The sequence below is a fragment of the Paenibacillus koleovorans NBRC 103111 genome (assembly GCF_004000845.1).
Classification (GTDB): domain Bacteria; phylum Bacillota; class Bacilli; order Paenibacillales; family NBRC-103111; genus Paenibacillus_AA; species Paenibacillus_AA koleovorans.
Genome location: NZ_BIMA01000047.1, coordinates 1 through 20,645, shown reverse-complemented (window position 1 = coordinate 20,645; position 20,645 = coordinate 1). Strand labels below are relative to the sequence as shown.

The window sequence follows — 20,645 nt, the reverse complement described above, 5'->3', positions numbered from 1 at the left end:
ATTGGGGGCGTTTTTTTGTTCATGATCACAGCCGATGGCGGTGGGAGCCGGGCTTCATTGCGTTGCCGGATTCGCGAGCTGTTTACGTGAGTATCCAGATGGGGGGAGTGTAGCACCATTTGGCGAAAAAGGGTACTCTACTCGAGTAAGTTGGTACTCAGAATATGCTCGATTAGGTATGGTTTTTTGTCAGAGTAGCAAGTAATTGATAGCCTTATTACGCGCGGACGGCGGTGGTAGGCGAGGTGGGCCGTGGTGAAGGCGCGGGACAGCTGTATGACCTAATGTTCATTACTTATGAACCGAATTTCGTTAGCAAGCTCCGAATGCGTTAAACTATGAACCTAAGTTCACTGTTCAAGAAGCCAGCTTCCTGAACAGTGAACTTAGGTTCATAAATCCCCGTGTTGCCCCCAATCGACGGAAATTTGGTTCACAGATTATATACTTCGCTTCCATGCCGCTAATGCGGCAACATAGCTTCCAGCTGAAGTGGACGGCGGGAGGAAACGGTGAAAATTTGCTCTTCTTGGTGGATTGAGGAAAGCGGGTTGTTTGAGATTGTTCATGTACGACATTTTGATTGGGAACGTATTATCATTTTGAAGAGTACATTACTCTCCTCGAAACCTTCTCCAGGCACATCCTTATGGAGGAATGGAAAAGAGCCAAGCTCTTTAACGAAATCCGATCCCGCCTGAATTGCCGTCAAGATAAATCGTTTCGCCGCCACTGGGGCGCCTTACTCCACGTCGCCCGCCGGAAGGATTGACGATGGAGATAACGGGTCGTGGATAAACTCCAAAAGAGATTCAATCCTTCTTAAGTCGGGGGATGACTCGGGGGTAGTGGGTGTGTGCGACTTCCTCCTTTTTTTTGACAAGCTATCCAACAAGAATTGTAGGATAACGAGACTGAATGGTTGCCTCATGTATGCTATCCGACAAAAATTGTAGGATAACGTGTTAGGAACGGTCGCTCCGAACGTGCTATCCAACTAGAATTGTAGGATAACGTGGTAAACCGGTCGTTCCAAGCCAAGCTATCCAACAAAATTTGTTTGGTGAGTTAGGATGCACGAATGATCCATTGCAATTGAATCTCCCTCACAAATCGAATATTATTGAACCTTTTCGAATTTTATTAGCTTGTTGAAGATTAGGCTTGTGCTAAGCTCATAGTGGGATGAGTTGGAGCAGCAACTTGCCCTCCCGAAGCACCGACAAAATGCGAATTCCACAGGACCTACCGGTCTTTCACCCGGTCAGGTCCTCTTATGCCAGTAGCAGTTCTCCCCGCTCCTTGTCGATAAAAGAGGAATCCCATCACCCGCACCGAATTTTACTGCTTTACAATCAAACGAGAGGTGCTGACACAGAAATGACCACGCAAAAAAAGAGCTTTAGAGGATCGAAAGTTGTCATGTTCGGCGATAGCATAACGTTCGGACAATGGGTGCCGGACGAGCATAAATGGGTGAACCAAATAATAGCTCGTTTCCAGCTGAATGGCATCAACGCGGGAATCGGCGGGAATACTAGCTCCCAAGGATTGGAAAGGCTGCAGACGGATGTGCTGGCGCATCAGCCTGACTTTGTCCTGATCAATTTTGCCATGAACGACCACGTGATGACCGAGCTGGACATCCCAAAGGTGCCCATAAGTACTTTCCAGTCCAACCTATCCACGATGATCGACGAAATCCGAAATCAACAGGCGACCCCCATTCTGGTGACGACGAATTACATGATCGAAGGGGATGCCAAGCTGTACTACTACCGCCGACACCCGGAAAGCTACTATGCCAACGTAGGTGGAGCCGAGGCCTGGCTGGAGCAATATATCCAAGTGGTGAGGGATACAGCAGCGGCCAAACAAGTCGATCTAGTGGACATGCATCAAGCTTGCGCCGGCTACGACAAGTATGAATTCCTGCGCTCCATGCAAAATGAGGCCAACACGGATGACGGGGTTCATCCCTCGATTGCAGGCTCGAACGTTTATGCCCGGGAAATTGGCGATTTTTTGGCGAAGGTGTATCCTTAGGTTATAAGCTGTAAGCACTTTTTCAGTTCGGGAGGTTGACATGCTAAAACTCATTATTGTGGATGACGAGCGGGCCACAAGAGAAAAGCTGATCGAGGGCATGGACTGGAGCAAGCTCAAAATTCAGGTACTGGGTGAAGCAAAGGACGGCATCGAAGGACTGGAGCTCGCCAAATCCCACAAGCCGGATCTGATTCTGATGGATGTGCGCATGCCCAAAATGAACGGGATTGAAAGCGCAACCGAGATCCTCAAACTAAACCCGGACTGTAAAATCATTTTTCTAAGCGGTTACACCGACAAGGAGTACCTGAAATCGGCCATCCAGCTGAAAGCCGTGGACTATATCGAGAAGCCGATCGATCTGAACGAGCTGTTCACGGTTCTGCAGAAATCGGCGAGCGAGTGTATGGCGGAAAAAAACAAAAAGCTCAAAGACAGCTGGATCCACAATAAGCTCGAGCAGAGCTTGGTGCTGCTCCAACAGGAGCTATCGCTTGCGATCATTCGAAAAAATGTAGACCAAGCGGAGTTGAAAAAACGGTTCGACGATATTGTGGTCGGTGTCCAGCTGCATGACAACTTCCGGTGTTTGGTGTTGAAATACAATTTTCACAAGCTCTCAACGGGAGAGGGCAGCGATCATTTTTGCAATGAGAAAACGCTGAGCCTGATCTATAAGAAATTCGAAGAAAACTCGATTTCCTGTATGGCCGGGGTGATGGACCGTACGCATGTCATCATCCACGTGTTCGGCAAAACGGCTGAGCATTCAGCCATCTTGAAGCGCGTGATCCAATTGATCCAGGCTGAAAATAATCAGCTCTATGCGTTCGAGGGGACTGTAACGGCCGGAGTCGGGGTTGCGGTCAGAGGGGTCGAGCATGTTTATAAATCTTATCAGAACGCTCAGAAAGCACTGGAGAAAAGCTTCTTGCTGGAATACGGGGGAATTATTTTCTACGATGAGCAAGCACAGGCCAACCAAGAATTCCATTCCGACGAGATTGTGCAAAAGCTGACCGCCTGTTACAACGATGCCGACAAAGCAGCCGCAGTGGAGCTTGTCCAAGGGCTTGTAAGAATCTTTAAGGAAAAAGCCGACGAATATAGCATCACTACGGTAAAAGGCATATTCCTGCAAATCATGCTGAAAGTCATCTCCATCGCGAAAGAAAACAATATGGCTATCGGTATCAAGTGGAAAGACATGGAGGTGCAATGGGCGGAGCTCTTGAATAGTTACACGATGGATGAGATCGCTGCCTTCATCATCGACAAGCTGGAAGTGTTGTTCGCCCATACGCAGGAGCAAAAGGGAAAAAGCCTGAAGGTCAAAATGGCGATTGAGTATATACGCGAGCATTACGCGGAGGCTATTTCTGTAGTCGAAATTGCAGCTTATCTGGACATCCGTTCCACCTATCTATCCACTCTTTTCAAAAAAGAAACCGGAACAACATTAAGCGAATACATCGAGAGCATCCGGATGGAGAGGGCGAAGGAGCTGCTGAAGGACGGGCACCTAAGAATCAATGAGATCGCCGAAATGTTAGGCTACAACAATGCCAATTATTTCGCTTCTGTGTTTAACAAGGTTGTGGGGACGTATCCGTCGGAGTACAGGAGGAAATAGCGGTATGAAGGTTTTGGTAACCCGAATGTTCAACGCCTTCTTGAAGGACATGAATATGAAGCAAAAGCTGTTGCTGTCCTATTTGGTCCTGATCGTCATTCCGCTCGGCATCCTGGCCTTCTTGACCTACAACCGAAGCTCCGTCATTCTTAGCGATAAAATGCTGGATATTTCCTCGCAATCGCTGGATCAGTTGAAGAGCACGCTTAGTTATTCGCTGCAAAGCGCGGTCCGATCTTCGAATATGGTGTTTTCCAACAAAAACGTTCAAGACATCCTGCTCCGCGATCCCAAGAAGTATGATTTGAATACGCAATACGATGATTCTGTTTTCCTGAGCGACTATTTCACCCGGATCCAGACCGAACAAAGTATATACCGAATCCGGCTTTACATGAAAGAGCCTACCATCTACTCCAACGAGTCCATTAACTTTTTCAACTATAAATCGATCCAGGATTCCGTTTTTTACACAAATGCAGCCGAGCGCAACGGGCAAATCTATATCACATCCCCATATTCCTTCAAGTATGCAGGCATCAACGACAATCAGGAAATCATCTCGGCCATACGAGTGGTCAATAACCCGAACTTATATGGCGAGTTTATCGGGCTCGTAAGTGTGGATATTCTACTAAGGGATATTACGCAGATCGTAACGAACTCTACCCTGGCGAAAAGCAGCTTCATCCTGCTCGCCAATTCGCATAACCAGATCATTACAAGCTCGGATCATACGATGGCGAATGAAAAGTACAAAGATATAGGGAACATGCCAATTCCGGCGGGGGAAGACGAGCTTTGGCAAAAAACGAGACTGAATAACGAAGATGTGATGACGGCAAGCGTGGATGTACCCTTTTCGGACTGGAAGCTGTATGCGGTCATGCCTATGTCCACTCTTCTGAGCGCCAATAACGAGTTGAGAAACTATACCTTCGTACTCATGCTCATCATTGGCGTCATCGGTTATTTGCTTGCCTTGTTGATATCGGGATCCATGGTGAAACGGTTGCTGAGGCTGATGAAGGTCATGAAAGTAGCGGAGACGGGGGATTTGTCGGTCAAAGTAACGATTAGCGGCAAAGATGAAATCGGGGTGCTGGAAGAACGGTTCAGCAACATGCTCCTGAAGATCGAAGATCTGGTTGACGAGAAAATCCGAATCGAAAAAGAATCGAAAAACGCGGAGCTGCGGGCTTTGCAGGCTCAGATTAATCCGCATTTTCTGTACAATACGCTGGAGCTGGTCACATGTCAAGCGGTTAAATACAAAGCGGATGATATTACAAACTTGATCAACCTGTTAGCGAGATTTTACCGATTAAGCTTGAGCAATGGGAAGGATATTATCTCAATTGCGGATGAACTGGCCCATATTGAAACGTATATTAAAATTCAGAATCAGCGCTTCGATAACGTCATTCAGCTGGAGCTGGACATCGATAGCCGCATTCTGGGCTACTCCATCTTCAAGCTGATTTTGCAGCCTATCGTGGAAAACGCGATCTTGCACGGCATCATGGAAAAGGATGATCAGACCGGCAAAATCAAAATAAGCGGTCGTCTGGAGGACCCCGGTCTGCTGCTGACTGTTGAGGATGATGGGGTAGGGATGGAGCCGGAGCAGCTGATGAAAATATTGTCCGATGAGCCGCGAACGAATGGTCATGGCTTCGGCATCCTGAATGTGAACAAACGGCTTATGATGAACTACGGCGAGGACTATGGATTAACAATCAAGAGTGAGAAGTCGGTCGGGACAGTCGTGGAAATCAAGATCCCGGCTATCCAGTATGAGCGCTGAAAAATGGACTTGCTCCCACTCAAGTGGCTACTTCCGGCCGAGTTAGTAAAAAAACTTTACTAACTCCCGCATCAACTGCGTGTTCCAAGCGAGTTAGTAAAACAAATTTACTAACTCCCGCACTAGCTGCGGTTTCCAAGCGAGTTAGTGCAAATTTTTTACTAACTCCCGTCTTAATTGCCGCTCTTACCAGCCCTACCGTATCCTGCAACCGATTAGCTCATCCTACAAGTAACCATAAGTCTACTAGGCGGCGGCTAAGTTGCCGCCTTCTCGTACTAACCCCACCCCAAAAAAAGGAGAAGCCTGCCCTCCCCGCGCGCCTAACGGTGCGCCAACGACAATGGACCATCAGGGTGATCAAAGCCCTGATGGTTTTTCTCTTTCTGCCGACAAATTGAATATTATTAGCGAATTTCGAATTTTTATCGTATATGTTTCATTTCCGGTCTCCAGTAAAATAAACACATAGAAGGAGGCGCTTACAAAATGGACATGACCGAACACTCCATAGCGAATATTCCTAATACGCCGATTAGGAAACGAAAACGAAACCAGTGGAAAGCCCATATGAGCATGTATTTGATTTTATTGCCCGGCTTGCTTCATTTGCTCCTCTTCAAATACGTCCCCTTGTACGGAATCCTGATCGCCTTCAAGGATTTCAATATATTCGACGGAATCGGCAGCAGCCCATGGGTCGGCTTGGACAACTTCGAGAAATTGGTTTCATCCAACGAGTTCTTCCGAGTACTCAAAAACACGGTGCTAATCAGCGTCTACAAAATCGTCATCCTGTTTCCTCTCCCCATCTTCGTAGCGATCGTGTTAAACGAGGTCCGGAAAATTTTCTTCAAACGCGTGGTGCAGACCATAATCTATCTTCCGCATTTCCTGTCTTGGGTCATCATCGGAGGATTGTTTGTAAATATTTTGTCGCCGTCATCCGGGATTGTGAATCGCATCATAGAGTCGCTCGGAGGCGAACCGATTTCCTTCTTGATTGATAACGATTGGTTCCGGAGCGTGCTGGTGTTCTCGGCCGGCTGGAAGGAAGTGGGTTGGAATGCAGTCGTATTCATCGCCGCCATTGCGGGAATCGATCAAGACCTGTACGAAGCGGCCGATATTGACGGGGCTGGTCGGATCAATCAGATCATCCACATCACCTTGCCATCGATAGCCTCTACGATAGTGCTTATGCTGATTCTCAGGCTGGGCTATGTGCTGGAAGCCGGCACCGAGCAGATCCTGGTCATGTACAACTCGGTCGTGTATGAAACCGCTGATGTTATCGGCACCTACGTATATCGAATAGGGCTCGGGACGATGGACTATTCGTTCAGTACGGCGGTTGGGTTGTTCAACTCCGTGGTCGGCTTCGCCTTAGTCGTAACGGGCAACAAAGTATGTCAAAAGCTCACACAAAAAAGCATCTGGTAGGGGCGGTACTATGGTCAGAAGAAAAACGTTTGGAGACATTTGTTTAGATACATTCGTTTATGTGTTCTTGATTTTGTTAGCGATTACTACGCTATTTCCTTTCCTAAACGTTTTCTCGAAAGCGGTGAGTGCGGAATGGGCCGTTATATCAGGCAAGGTAGGCATCTACCCGATCGACTTCCAGCTGGACACGATGAAGTTCGTCGTTACCTCCAGTCAGTTTCAGGATTCGTTTCTCGTATCAATCATTGTCACGGTCGTCGGGACGTTCACAGCGATTGTGCTGACTTCCTTAACGGCTTACCCGCTGTCTAAAAAGAACATCCCTGGGATAAAACTAGTCCTGATCCTGTTTGTCTTCTCCATGCTGTTCAACGGAGGAATGATCCCCAATTACTTGCTGATCCGCTCGCTCGGATTGATGGATTCCTTGGGCGCTCTGATCCTTCCCAGTTTGGTGAACGTATTCAATCTGCTGCTGATCAAAACGTACTATGAAAACGTTCCGCCCAGCCTGGAAGAGTCCGCGAGTCTGGACGGGGCATCGAACTTGACCATCTTGTTCCGCATCATCATCCCGATCTCCAAGCCGGTCATCGCCACCGTGTGCCTGTTCTATGCCGTCAGCTACTGGAACGACTATATCAATCCTCTGCTCTATATCAACAGTCAGGAGCTGAAGCCTCTGCAGCTCTATCTGCGAGATGTAGCGATCGTGATGGACAGCAATGCTGCCGGAGTGATGAAAAGTGCGGATGAGCTGATGAATGTCACGCCGGACGGGGTCCGGGCGGCCACGATCATTGCGTCCACCGTGCCGATTCTGCTCGTATATCCGCTGCTGCAGCGTCATTTTATCAAAGGCATTATGATCGGATCGGTCAAAGGCTAAGCTGTATTTAACCTTGTACTTGAAATCGGGGGTCAAGGTCTAAATAAATAAAGAAACAATAGGGAGGACAAAGATGAACAAAAAATTAGTTGTTAGTGCGCTCGCTCTGCTTATGACCGTGTCCGTAGTGGGATGCGGCGGAAAAGAAGAGACGCCTGGTTCTAGCGCTAGTGCTACGCCTACTCCAGCGCCAACCGAAGACAAAAATGCTCCGAAACCGAATCTGAAAGCTTTGTTGACTTATACGGCTAATACCGATCTGAATACGTATCCGGTTGCGAAGATGTTGGAGGAAAAGACGGGGTACAAAGTCACTTATGATATGCTTCCTGCCGACAAACCCGAAGATAAGCTGAACCTGATCATGGCATCGGGAGAAGCCTACGATTACATCAATACCGCCGGCTCCAGCGTGTTCCGCAGCTTGTTCGTCGAGTATGCAAGAAGGGGAGCGTTAGTCGACCTAACCCCTCTGATTGACAAATACGGTCCTAACATTAAGGCTGCGATGTCGCAAGGGACGCTGGACGCCTTGAAGGTAGACAACAAAATTTATGCGATCCCGAATCCGTCGATCTCGGTAGTCAACAATACGCTGGCGATTCGGCAGGATTGGCTGGACAAGCTCGGCTTGAAAATGCCTACGACGACAGACGAATTCGTAGCCGTCCTGAAAGCGTTCAAGGAAAAAGCTCCTGGCGGTGCCGGCACGATACCGTTCTCCGTGAACGGCTCGAACGCCGATACGATGGGCATCAATACCGTGAACCTGATCGGCGCCTTCGGGATGCCGAACGGCTGGAACGAGTCGAGCGGCAAGCTCGTCCCTCGTCCTTTGGACTCGAACTTCAAATCGTACCTGAGCTTCGCCGTGACCCTATATAAAGACGGATTGCTGGACAAGGAATTTGCGATCAACAAGGATGCGAATCTGAAAGAAAAATTCACTAGCGGCAAAGTCGGCGTCATCCCGATGAACTGGGCGGAGGTTCCGACGATTACGGATGCCTTGGTCAAAAATCAGCCGGACGCCAAAATCGCCTTTATCCAGCCGTTGACAGGTCCTGGGGGGAAAGCGGGGTTAGGCCGTAGCGCCGGATTCGATACGCTCACCTATGTGCCGAAGAGCTCCAAAAATCAGGAAGCGGTTGTAAAGTGGATCAATGCCAAATTGGACAAGGACATCCACAAGAATTTGGCGATCGGAGAAGAGGGCGTTCATTTCACTGCTAAAGACGGCGCTTACAGCCCGATTCTTCCGAAGTTCAACGACGATCGCAACTGGGCCGGCAAGTACATGTCGGGCTATGATGAGAAATTGTACCCGATCTACTGGCAGGCACGGGTAAGGAAAGATGCCAGATTGTTCGACGCTTATACGAAGATGAATAACGACATTGCGGATAAGCTGAAGTTCCCGGATCTGATGGGATACATCCCTCCGGCCCAGACGGTCTACTCGCAAAACAATCAGAAGCTGATCACGATGATCAATGACTTTATGATCAAAGCGATTATCACAGATGGAGGAATCAACGGACTGGATGCCTTTATCCAGCAGTACAAAACTTCCGGCGGCGACGACAGCGTCAAAGAAGTGGACGGCTGGTACGCTACCTACAAAAAATAAACGTTTCTTCTGAACGACTAAACAGGCTGTTGTCATATTCCTATGCCTACAGCCTGTTTTTCTTTTTGCAGAAATCGGATGAGAGTAAGGAGCGCGGTAAAAATGGTTGTGGCTGAAACGATAAAAAAAGATGTCATCGTCGTTGGCGGAGGTATGGCCGGGGTATCCGCAGCGATCTCGGCTGCCGAAGGCGGTGCCGAAGTGCTGCTGCTGGAGCAGACCAGCTGCTTGGGAGGCGTGGCCACCGCAGGACTCGTAACGCCCATGATGAAGAACGGCGTCTTCACGTATGACGGGAAAAAAGTAGTAGCCGGAAATCTGGACAAAATTATGGATCTGAGTCAGTTCTATGAAGGCATGGAATTCAATTTCAACCCTGAAATTATCAAATGCGTACTGGACGAATTGTTGATGAGTCGCGGTGTCCAAGTGCTGTTCCACACCTTCATCTATGATGTCGAACGGCAAGGGGAGCAAATCATAGGTTTGATCGGAGCGAACAAATCAGGGGTTACCAGATTCAAGGCGAATGTGTACATCGATGCCACAGGAGATGCGGATGTAGCCTATCGGGCTGGCAGTCCCACTATGTTCGGGCGCGAGAGCGACGGCTTGACCCAGGCGGTAAGCTTGCGATTTATTGCCGGCAATATCGATGTTCCTGCAGCAAGAGGCTACCTGACTTCGGTAGAGGGAAAAGAAACGTTTATGCAAGCCATTAAGGAATATTCGGAACGGACCGGGTTTGAAATTTTAGATACGAAAAGCTTTCAGAATTATCCGTTGATCAACCGTCCTAACGAGCTTGCCTTCAATTGCCCGAGAATCGTAGGGATAGACGGCACCAAGGCCAGCGACTTATCCAAAGCTTATTTAGAAGGAAGAAAGAAAATTTTAGTTTATATCAAGCTGCTGAGAGAAAACGTTCCAGGTTGCGAGCATATCCAAATCATCTCGATTGCCCCTTTGTTAGGCGTGCGTGAAACGAGAAGACTCAAGGGCGATTACATTGTGACTGAAGACGATGTGGTCGAGGGCAGGAAATTTGACGATGGAATTGGCTGCAATTCCTGGTTTATCGATATACACAACCCGAAGGGGTCTGGGATTGGATACGGAAGCGCCCAAAAAACGATCACGTACCCGAAGGGCGGATGGAACGACATCCCTTATCGAGCCTTATATTCGAGTGCGGTTACCAATCTGCTAGTGGCGGGAAAATGCGTTTCTTCTACGCATGAAGCGCATGCCGCTATACGAATTATGGCCAGCTGTATCGCGATGGGGCAGGCTGCCGGTACGGCCGCAGCTATGGCGATCCAGGGCGACTCCAATGTTTGCGAAGTGGATGTTGTTGCGTTAAGGAACAAGCTTGCGGAAGATGGTGCGTTAATAACGGGCGTCAATTTATAAGATAAAGGTGGTAGCGGAGATGGGCCATATAGAGTTGAAAGATAGCGGCACGAGTCTGTTTTTTGATGAGAACACAGGATATTTGAAACGGGCCGTTTATAAGGATCATGTTGTGGAGCTGGACAGCATTCTTTGGCGGGTGGAAACGGTTTCCGGGGATGACTTTCAGTTCATTGAGCCGGCTGATACAACGGAATTTTCCTATTCGCTGAATGGAACGGATTTGGTCCTCTCCTGGTCGAGCGAAGCCATCCAAGTCCAAGTCAATGTGAATATGAGCGGCTCGAAGAGCAATTGGGACATTGCCGTAAATGTCCTGTTGGAACAAGCTAACTTCAACAAAGTAGAATTCCCGATTATCGGTACCATGACCTCCATAACCGGTGAAGCTGCTGACGATTACCTGCTGTTGCCCTGGCAGAACGGCCTGATTGTCAAGAATCCGATTCAGACTTTGCTGAGTAAAGAAGAGGAAATTCCATTCTGGTGGGGCAGGGGGGTCCTGAAATATGAAAATGAATATCCTTCCCAGTTTTCCTACCAATTCTCTTCCTATTATAGTACGGGTAAATTCGGCTATTATTTTGCGACCGAGGATAGTGATGTGTATATCAAGACGACCGGCTATTACTACAACGAGCGGAATAATGGCTTTGATTATAAAATGACCAACTACCCGGAGCATATGGGGACGCTGAAGTCCTATCAAATGCCTTATCCGTCTGTGCTCAGCTTTTTTGAGGGAGATTGGCAGACTGCGGCTGGGATGTACAGGGAATGGGCGATTCAGCAAAAGTGGTGCAAAACGAAGCTAGTGGACAAATATTTGCCGGAAAAGCTTGTGAAGACGGATTTGTGGAGAATCAACCATAACAGCTTCGAGCTTGGGAAAAACACGCAGGAATATTTCGACACCGCCAAACTAATAAGGGATAAAACCGGTGCCAATCTGGCTTTGCATTGGTACGGCTGGCATATGGGCGAACATGATGTGGACTATCCCGACTATATTTCCCAGGAGCTCCGGGACAAGGGCTGGCCGGAACAGCTGACCGCATGGAACGAGAAGTTTACGGAAGAAGGCATCACCAAAATCCCTTATATCAACGCACGGATGTGGGACACGAATATTGACAGCTGGAAATCTGAAAATGCCGTCGCCTACGCTTTGAAGGATCAGCAAGGCAATCTATTCGAAGAACCGTGGAAGGACAACAACCTGAAGCCGATGTGTCCGACAACGGCCATGTGGCAGCAAAGAGTGAATGCGCTCTGCAAAGAGCTTATGCTGGATACGAAGTTTGACGGAATTTATTTGGACCAGATCGCTTCGTTCAATTCCACGCTTTGTTTTGATAAAACGCATTCGCATCCGGTAGGAGGCGGTACGTGGTGGAACGACTCTTATCATGAGATGCTGCACCTGATACGTAAAACGGTCGGCGCGGATATGATCATTACGACGGAATCGTGCTGTGAAATTTATGTCGATCTATTCGACGTGTTCCTGACTTTGGATACCAACCTGCAAAACATCGCGTTCCCGGAATTGGCTGGGGTGGAGAATTGCGAATCCGTGCCTCTGTTCACCATGATTTATGGGGATTACGCTTTGAGCTACGGCTCCTTAGTCAAATTCAGATACTCGCTTGACGTGTTTGAATTGAACTTTATTCGCAATATTTTGTGGGGTTTGTTGCCGACCGTCGAGGGCATCGATCTGGCCGAAATCAATAGTGAAAAGGCTGAGGACTATTTTGCCGTCATGAAGCGAGGGGTAAGCTTCTATCAGCAATACAAGGACTTGATTTTGTACGGCAAGCTGAAGGCGATCCCATTTTATGCTTGTGAAACGAGGGAAGTAAGCTGGCCGATGCAGGGAGGGCTGCATGCCAAGCAGTATCCAAAAGTAATGGCTACGCTCTGGACGGACCGTAATGGGAACGAGAAATGTGTAGCTTTTAACTTCGATACGAACGATCAAGCTGTGACGATTGAAGGATGTAAGGTGGATGTTCCGGCTAAGAGCTTCCAAGTAGTAGAGTTGGTCGGAACGGCAGCGGTTTAAGCGGGTTAAGGGGAGAGGAGGAGAGTAGACATGACAACCAATCAGTTTGATGTCGTGGTCGTAGGGGGCGGCATTGCCGGCACCGTTGCGGCCGTCGCTTCGGCTCGATGCGGAGCCAAGACGCTGCTTATCGAGCAATACGGCTTTCTCGGCGGTATGCTGACCGCTGCCGGCGTAGGCCCGATGATGACGTTTCATTCGGGTGAAACTCAGGTGGTGCAAGGCTTGACCGGCGAGTTGATCGACCGGCTGAAGGCGAGAGGCAAATCGCCCGGCCATATCGAGGATACTACGGGTTACACGTACACGGTCACGCCGTTCGATGCGGAAGGGATGAAGCATGAGCTGGACGTGATGTTTACCGAGGCCGGGGGTCGGCTGCTGTACCATACGATGCTGGCGGAAGCTAGTGTAGCGGACGGTAGGATTCGAAGCGTCAAGGTGGTCAACAAGGCGGGGATAACCGAAATTGTCGGCAAAGTGTTCGTCGACGCCTCCGGTGACGCCGATTTGTCGGCATGGGCCGGCGTGGAGTTCAATAAGGGTCGGGAGACCGACGGCGCTACACAGCCAATGACGATGAACATGAAGGTTCGAGGCGTTGATATCCCTCGTGTGAAGGAGTATATCCGGACGCATCCGGAGGATTTCCCGAGACTGCCGACGGAAGAAGACATGGAACGCGTGCTGAGGGCGGAACGGTTGTCCATCGGCGGCTTCGTGAACGAGATGAAAAAAGCGATGGACAGCGGGGAGCTGACCGGCGTTCGCGACGATCTGTTGTTCTTCGAGACGAATAACCCGGGCGAAGTGATCGTGAACACCTCCCGGATATTGGGCTACGACAGCACGGATCCGTGGAGCTTGAGCGAAGCGGAGGTCGTAGGTCGCAGACATGTGAAAGAGCTGGAGACGTTCCTGAAGCATAAAATTGTCGGTTTCGAAAATTCGATCGTCGTCTCGTCGGGACCATCGGTCGGCGTTCGCAGCTCCAGACAAATTAAAGGCTTGTACACCCTTACGCTGGACGATTTGGTGGAATGCCGTACATTCGACGATGTCATCGCCCATGGCGGGTATCCGATCGACATTCATCCGCCGAAGGGCGAGAAAGAAGAGCATTTCAGGAAAAGAAATCAGGAGATCAAACATCTGAAGTCGGGCGAAACGTACAGCATCCCCTATCGTTGTCTGATCAACGATAAAGTCCGCAACCTGGTCACGGTGGGCCGATGTATTTCGACCACGTTCGAGGCGCAGGGAGGCATTCGCGTCACGCCGATCGCCGGTGCGATCGGGCACGGCGGCGGTGTCGCTGCGGCGCTGGCGGCGCTTGGCGATAAGCCTACCGACGAAATATCCATTGCGGAGCTTCACGCGGAGTTGAAGAAACAAGGCGCGTATTTGGAAATTTAATTGATTGAAGGGAAGAGGCGAACATATTGCTATGAAACCGAACTTTCGTTATTCGCCAGAGCCTGTTTTAGTGCCGGTCGAAGGTTGCGATTGGGCGAGCAAGATGGTACTCAACCCCGCCATCGTGCAGGACCCGGAAACGGACACGCTTCATATGCTGTTCCGAGCAACTGGGCCGTGGCCGCAGAAACAAGCGGAGGGAAAATTGCCTCCGTATCCGATCTTCCTTGGTTATGCGACCAGCGAGGATAACGGTGAGACGTGGGATGCGGATTTCTCTCGTCCGGCTTTGACGCCGGCGCTGAACTCGGAGGATGAGGACATATGGATTCAAGATGTCAATGGCCGGCAAGTGAGAGATTATTCGAACGGCTGTATCGAAGACCCGCGGATTTTCCCGATCGATGGGGAGCTCTACGTATCTGTAGCCTGCCGCATGTTCCCTCCGGGTCCGTATTGGATGGAGGACCAGGACCCTCCCGTCATAACCCGGTACGATTATGTACCGGAGTGGGTAGAGAAGGGCGAGGGTCCCTTCTATGACGTGTGTCGCACCAATAATACGGTGACGGTTCTGTACAGGCTGGATCTGGCCAAGCTGAAGCAGCGCCGCTATAAAGAGGCGTTTGCGTATGTGTGTCCGCTTACGGACGGTTATGTTAGCGACAATCGCGATGTATTCTTGTTTCCGGAGAAAATGAAGATGGGCGGAAGGCTGATGTACGTGGCGCTTCATCGTCCGATGAACCCGAAGCCGTTCCCTGGCGGGGAGGAGATTCACCCGTCGATCTATATGGCGGCGGCGGACACACTCGAGGGACTGGCCGGTCCTGAGGCGCGGCACCAACTGCTGGCCACCGGCATCTTCGATTGGGAAGAGCATAAGATAGGGGCAAGCTGGGCGCCGCTGCGGGTATCCGAGAGCGAATGGCTTGTCGCCTATCATGGCAAAAAGGATATTTATTTCGGCTATACGCAATCGTTCCTCATTGTCCAAGAGCAAGAGAACGACTTCCCGGTGGTGACCCATCGCTGCCCGGACCGGCTCATGTACGCCCGGCAGGAGTGGGAACTGCCCACCGACTACCCAACCCCATGCCTGTTCACGACAGGGGGCATCGTGGTTGGCGATGAGCTGATCATGTCCTATGGCGCGGCGGACCAGAAGGTCGGCATCTCCTGGGTGAATTTCGCCGATCTGGTGGCGTACGTTCGCGAGTTTGATGCTCGGGGCAACAAGAGATAGGGGGACGACGAGGATGAAGAAAGTCACCGTAGCATTACGAGCCGGAATGGGTGGATTGAGAAGCTATGCCTCTTCGCGCTTGAAGTACCCGGACGAGCTTCAGTTCGTAGTCGTTGGGGAGCGTGAACAGCCTCCCCGATACTATATGACCGGCTTGGCGGAAGTCCGTGTGCGCTTATTCAAATTCCGCAAATGGCCCCTCGCGCCGGCACGGGGACGGCACTGTAAAGCATGCCGGCGCCTTAAGAGCTATGTGACGCAGAATAGCTGTCTAGCTTTTGCAAAAACGGACCTATCCTCCTTTCGGACGATAGCGCCCATTTCAGCCATTTCTCCGTTAAGGGGAATCTTTCACTGGGGGAAAATACCAGGTAAGTACTAATCGGGAACCGCAACCAGATTCGAATTAACTTATAATCGGTTTTACTCAGCTTTGCGACTTGACGGTAACCGTTTAAAATAGCTTCTGCGATCTTAAAATTCCACTGATGATCTTTGCATGAGTTGTAAATGACCCGGTACAAATCGTAGGCGCGCAAATCCACATGCAGCGTTTCGAAGTCAAGGAGATAGGTTCCTTTGGCGTTCATAATAAAATTGCTCGGTCCACCGTCGCCATGACTCAGCACGCCGTGCGAGCGCGGATGTTTGCGGTAGGAAAAATATCCGCTGCTCCGCAGCAATGCCTTCGCCTCGTTTGCATACCGTAAAATTTCCGGGCCATGGCGCTGGACAAAACGGTTTATCGTCATACTGCCGAAGCCGTTACCGTTTGCTTTCACTATTCTTTTTTGCAATTTCCGTTGCATTGTCTGGAGTTTTTGGGGCCATTCGCCAATCTGGTTATAGGCGAAATGACCTTTTATCCCTTCGCCCCCAGCGGTATGAAGCCGGCCCAATGCGATGCCGCATGTCCGCATGTCTTTTAGTGAACGAGGGGAAGGCATTCTCCCCGCAATCCAAGGCGTCAGCACGTAAAGCTCTCCTTCAGGAGATGTCGCGTAAAGCTTGCTCCCTATTGGTGTTTGCGGACTGCGCCAGGCAAGGCGAAGCCCTTTATTCCGGACACTCAGAAGCATCCGATCGATCCACCGCAGTCTCGCAAGCGGCTTAGGCATTCGTTTCAGGCTGTAAGCTTGCCCCTCCGAGTTCGTGACACGGAATATCCCTTTACGAATTTGCTTCTGCCCTATTACATGGATCCCAAACTGATTCGCGATATTGGAAATCGACTTGTTGCTCACGTTGTCCTCACTCTCTTCAAGCCTAAAAACATCGACCTGTAACGCTGAGCAATTTCGTGCCATCTATAACGGGAAGCGGTTGCTTTTGCATAAATCAGCCGCTTCTTTGTCATTTTCTTATTATTCCACATAGCTGCAATCGCCCTTGCGATTGTTGGGCCATTTACAGAAGAAATAACATGTGCATTCCGATTATTTACAAATTCCTTAAGTCCGCCTGACAAGGTCGATACAAGAGGTACCCCACTCGCCATCGCCTCAAGGGCTACAAGACAGAACGATTCCGTTTCGCTCGGAACAATCACGGCGCCGTAGGAAGGGTACATTCGCAGTATCGCTTCGTTCGGGCGGCTGCCCATCCAGCGGATACGCTCTGATACACCAAGCTGCTTGGCAAATGTGCGCAAATGGTTCATATAACTCTTTTTTCCGCTGCCGACAACGGTCAAACGAACATTTTTACGAGAATGGGATAGTAAAGCGATGGCTTTGATTAAAGATTTTATGCCTTTTGATGGAATTATCCTGCCTACATATAGCAAATGCTCGGGAGCACCGCGCGTTTGCATCGAAACGGCGTTCACTCCGTGTGGAATGACGACAAAACGGCCTTGTGAGCCGCCGTACCTCTTCCTGGTCGCAATCGCTTGCCACCTGCTTGGAACGACGATCCTCGTCGCTCCTCGAATTAATTTAGCCTGATTTTTTCCAGACTTCGACTGAGGCCCTCCGGAAACGTTGGAATGTACTGTGTATACAACGGGTGCGCGAAACTTGTTTCTAGCTGCTGCGGCGGCATCGGCAAAGTCAACACTATGGACATGGATCAGATCCGGTTTTCCCCAGCTTGCGCCTACCGCTGCCCTTAATACGGCACTAGCTTTGAATGCGCGAGTGGAATGATTAAAATGTTGCACATTTTTAGGTAACCTAACGATATGCATATTTCCACCCGCTTTTGATTTAACTAGTTTGCCAGAGCTGCCGGAACATATCACCTTGACCTTCACACCGGCATTGCTCAGCATTTTGCTCAGACGGGTAGCGACAATCCCTAATCCTCCGACTATATTCGGATGAAATTCGTTCGTCATGACCCATACTTTCAGGCTGCTATTGCTGACCATGAGCATCCTCCTTAGATGACTTCCAAATATATTTATGTACCGTCGCAGCGAAAGGTACGATAAATTTGAAGGAAAAAAGAACGGCATTGGTTCCAAAAAGGATCAGCTTAGCCGGGTTGGTTTGGAATATGAGCGATACGAATGGAAGATATCGCGATTCGGTATTGTTTGGGCTGACCAAAGAGGAGTACGTTGATCGACTCGCATCAAAATAAGCCAATCAAAAAGCAATTCCCAAGCTCCCCACACAACTCAACCCCCAGCGCAGTCCGGGACTGTCGCTAGGGGTTTGAGCCTTTCATCTAATCATAATTATCAATATAACCAATTTAACCAATAATACCAGTAAAACCCATACTACCAAGCATCCCCCTGCTTCTTAATGACCACATTGTCGAAGTAAGCCTTCCCTCCGACCGGGGTATAGCTGTTATGGCCCAGATAAATCTCCACTTCATTGCTCGCAGTAGATGGAGAGGTAAACGTGAAGGAATGCGACGCCCAAGAGGTGTTGGAAAACGCATAGCTGGTGATGGTAGCGCCGGTCGTTTTGTTGACGACCCATATTTTCCCGCCCGCAGCGCTGCCGTCCGTCTTCCCGTCGAAAGTCACCACGTAAGTGGAAGAGGCGGTATACCGGCTCCAGGGCTGCACGACTTTTTGCCAACCGGTCCCGTTGGATACGATCGTCAGACCATACTTGCCTGTTCTAGCGTTGGCCCCATCCAGGTAGGCGGTTGACGAGGTGGATTGGAACCGGGTCCATCTGGCCGGAAGCGTAGCATCCGTAGCGTTCTTCAGCTCGAAGCCCTGATTGACAAGCTTGACGGGATCCCATGCCATAATTCTGGCCAATGTCAAAGCCTCCAGGTGGCGAAGCGGTGTCAAGCCGGAGTATTGATTGGCTCCAATGATCCATGCATCCGCATCGAACTGAGCTAACCGAAGCCAGCCGGGGATATCCAGAGAATACAGATAGTCTTGGCAAAGCGTGCCCTGCGTGCCGTCCACATAATTGTGCATGAGCGGGGTGGAGGTCGATCCGTTCCACACTACATCGGTCATTGTGGAAGCGAATTTATTCATATCCGTGCCCGTGAACACTTGCCCATGATTGAACAATTCAGCGGCAACGGAGATGTCGATATTCGCGTGGGAAGTGTCTTCCAGCTTGGCGGCAAGCGTGGAGTAGCCCCATTTGTAGGCGGTTCCGTTGGCGGTAAGGTCCGTTTTGAAATATTCCGCCATTTTTATGGCCTTGCTGAGATAATTCGAGTTCCCGTTCACATCGTACATAATCATGAGAAATTCCGCAAAGATGAGGTATTGGTTGTTAGGCAAAGGGTTTAGCACGGTAGGCGTTTGGAAGGTGTTCACGGTAGTCGGCTCTTTGTAGTACCCCTGCGTGGCGGAGACGTTTACCCAATTGTTGCCCAGATAGGCGCTGCTTTCCCATTTCGGAACGAGCTCGTCTTCCACAAAGGTCTGATAGGTGTTGGCTTCCGTGGTGTAGGCGGAGAGTGTGGTCGAATTGCGGTCGACCAGGCGGATGAATTCGGCTAGCGCTGTGCCGATCATGCCGTCATGGACCAGATAAGGATAATAGGCAGAGACTGCGACGTTATCGAAATAGGCAATGCCGCCAGATACGGTGTAATCGACGTGGGAGAGCCAAATTTGAAGGGTGTGTCCGGCGCTTGGGGTGACGAAATCTAGCGTATAATTCGCCCATGAAGTGTTGTCCACAACAACGCTCGCAAGGGTAGTTCCCGTAGTGCTGTCATACACGTAAGCGCGAGCTTTGGCGGAGGAGCCGTTCGTTTTGGCGTTGAAACGGAGGTTGTATTTCTTGTTGGCTTCGTAAGTATCGAGGTTTCGATAGAGCTTTTGCCAGGAGGTCCCGTTCGTTTTCAAAACGAATCCGTACTGGTCGCCGCCGCAATCCGATGTGGACGGCATGTAATTGCCGGAGGCATTGGAGCGGTATGCCGTATTCGAGGTCGATTGGAATCGGGTCCAGCCGCCGGGTAACGTCGAGTCCGAAGCATCCGCTGTAGCAAAGGTGCCATTAAGAACCGTGTTAGGCGAATAAAAGGCCGTCTCCCACCCTTCGTAGCCATCCGCATCCGAATCGGAAACGTTGCTGAGCATCGTATTGACGTGAGTCGTGTACTTGTCCAGCCACCCCGTATCCTTGGTCAGCTCGTACAGGTGAACATAGCTGCGAAGCAGGTAGCTTTCCGACCAGCCGAGCAAGGCTGAGTCCGGGGATGCGTAATAATTGCTGCCGTTCGTGCTTTCATAGGTTACATACTTGTCGTACCAAGGGTTCCCGGTGGCCAGCGCGGCGGGGCCTCCAGCCAATAGCAGGCCAACCAGGACAGTCAAGCTGATGCATCGTCGAAATACGCGGGAAATCTCCATCATAACAACTCCTCCTAAATGATAATGACAAGATAATTACATATTATGGCGGCGTCTTCGTCTTTGTCAATGGGGGGGTGGAAATTAAGAAAAACCATCCGGTAAGATCACCCGGATGGTCCTCTGGCGAAAGAGTTCAGTTGACGCGTGGGGAGGACAGGCAGAGGGGTTCCGACCGCTGTTGTAAGCACGGCCCTTGGATTGAAGTTGGTTGTGGGTAGGCCCTGATTTCAAAGACGACCGCTTCGCTTCT

13 protein-coding genes are annotated in these 20,645 nt (G+C 50.0%); 10 read left to right on the top strand and 3 right to left on the bottom strand.

The features are described 5' to 3' along the window. The first annotated feature begins 1,380 nt into the window (after nt 1-1,380). The 10 genes from PKO02S_RS16780 to PKO02S_RS16735 all read left to right on the top strand — a co-directional run bounded on the left by PKO02S_RS16780 (nt 1,381) and on the right by PKO02S_RS16735 (nt 15,597). The gene (locus PKO02S_RS16780) at nt 1,381-2,046 is read left to right on the top strand and encodes an SGNH/GDSL hydrolase family protein (protein ID WP_164821500.1); all 666 of its coding nucleotides are present in this window, start codon (nt 1,381-1,383) and stop codon (nt 2,044-2,046) included. 40 nt (nt 2,047-2,086) lie between these two features. After that, a complete protein-coding gene (locus tag PKO02S_RS16775) occupies nt 2,087-3,682 on the top strand; it encodes a response regulator (protein WP_127584905.1) in 1,596 nt (531 codons plus the stop codon). Nucleotides 3,683-3,686: 4 nt separating this feature from the next. Beyond that, nucleotides 3,687-5,489 carry a sensor histidine kinase gene (locus PKO02S_RS16770; RefSeq protein WP_164821499.1) on the top strand — a complete coding sequence of 601 codons (1,803 nt, stop codon included), beginning with the start codon at nt 3,687-3,689 and terminating at the stop codon, nt 5,487-5,489. A 495-nt stretch (nt 5,490-5,984) separates the two neighbouring features. Further along, entirely contained in the window at nt 5,985-6,932 is a 948-nt protein-coding gene (locus PKO02S_RS16765) for an ABC transporter permease (protein ID WP_127584955.1), read from the top strand. 10 nt (nt 6,933-6,942) lie between these two features. Then, nucleotides 6,943-7,824: a carbohydrate ABC transporter permease gene (locus PKO02S_RS16760; protein WP_127584901.1), complete on the top strand. Its 882-nt coding sequence runs from the start codon at nt 6,943-6,945 to the stop codon at nt 7,822-7,824. Between the two features lie 73 nt (nt 7,825-7,897). Continuing rightward, on the top strand, nt 7,898-9,454 hold the full coding sequence (locus tag PKO02S_RS16755) for an extracellular solute-binding protein (RefSeq protein WP_127584899.1): 1,557 nt from the start codon (nt 7,898-7,900) through the stop codon (nt 9,452-9,454). A gap of 102 nt (nt 9,455-9,556) precedes the next feature. Beyond that, entirely contained in the window at nt 9,557-10,867 is a 1,311-nt protein-coding gene (locus PKO02S_RS16750; RefSeq protein ID WP_164821498.1) for an FAD-dependent oxidoreductase, read from the top strand. A gap of 19 nt (nt 10,868-10,886) precedes the next feature. Next, on the top strand, nt 10,887-12,935 hold the full coding sequence (locus tag PKO02S_RS16745; RefSeq protein ID WP_127584895.1) for a DUF6259 domain-containing protein: 2,049 nt from the start codon (nt 10,887-10,889) through the stop codon (nt 12,933-12,935). A gap of 30 nt (nt 12,936-12,965) precedes the next feature. Then, nucleotides 12,966-14,351 carry an FAD-dependent oxidoreductase gene (locus PKO02S_RS16740; RefSeq protein WP_127584893.1) on the top strand — a complete coding sequence of 462 codons (1,386 nt, stop codon included), beginning with the start codon at nt 12,966-12,968 and terminating at the stop codon, nt 14,349-14,351. Nucleotides 14,352-14,382: 31 nt separating this feature from the next. Then, nucleotides 14,383-15,597, top strand: coding sequence for a glycoside hydrolase family 130 protein (locus PKO02S_RS16735; RefSeq protein WP_127584891.1), 1,215 nt, complete (start codon nt 14,383-14,385; stop codon nt 15,595-15,597). Between the two features lie 242 nt (nt 15,598-15,839). Here PKO02S_RS16735 and PKO02S_RS16730 read toward each other — a convergent pair whose 3' ends face one another. The 3 genes from PKO02S_RS16730 to PKO02S_RS16720 form a co-directional block, all read right to left on the bottom strand. Continuing rightward, nucleotides 15,840-16,841 carry a phosphotransferase gene (locus tag PKO02S_RS16730; RefSeq protein ID WP_127584889.1) on the bottom strand — a complete coding sequence of 334 codons (1,002 nt, stop codon included), beginning with the start codon at nt 16,839-16,841 and terminating at the stop codon, nt 15,840-15,842. Then, entirely contained in the window at nt 16,838-17,968 is a 1,131-nt protein-coding gene (locus tag PKO02S_RS16725) for a glycosyltransferase family 4 protein (RefSeq protein ID WP_127584887.1), read from the bottom strand. The genes PKO02S_RS16730 and PKO02S_RS16725 overlap by 4 nt, the downstream gene beginning before the upstream one ends. A 357-nt stretch (nt 17,969-18,325) precedes the next feature. Further along, on the bottom strand, nt 18,326-20,395 hold the full coding sequence (locus PKO02S_RS16720; RefSeq protein WP_127584885.1) for a hypothetical protein: 2,070 nt from the start codon (nt 20,393-20,395) through the stop codon (nt 18,326-18,328). Nucleotides 20,396-20,645: the final 250 nt, after the last annotated feature.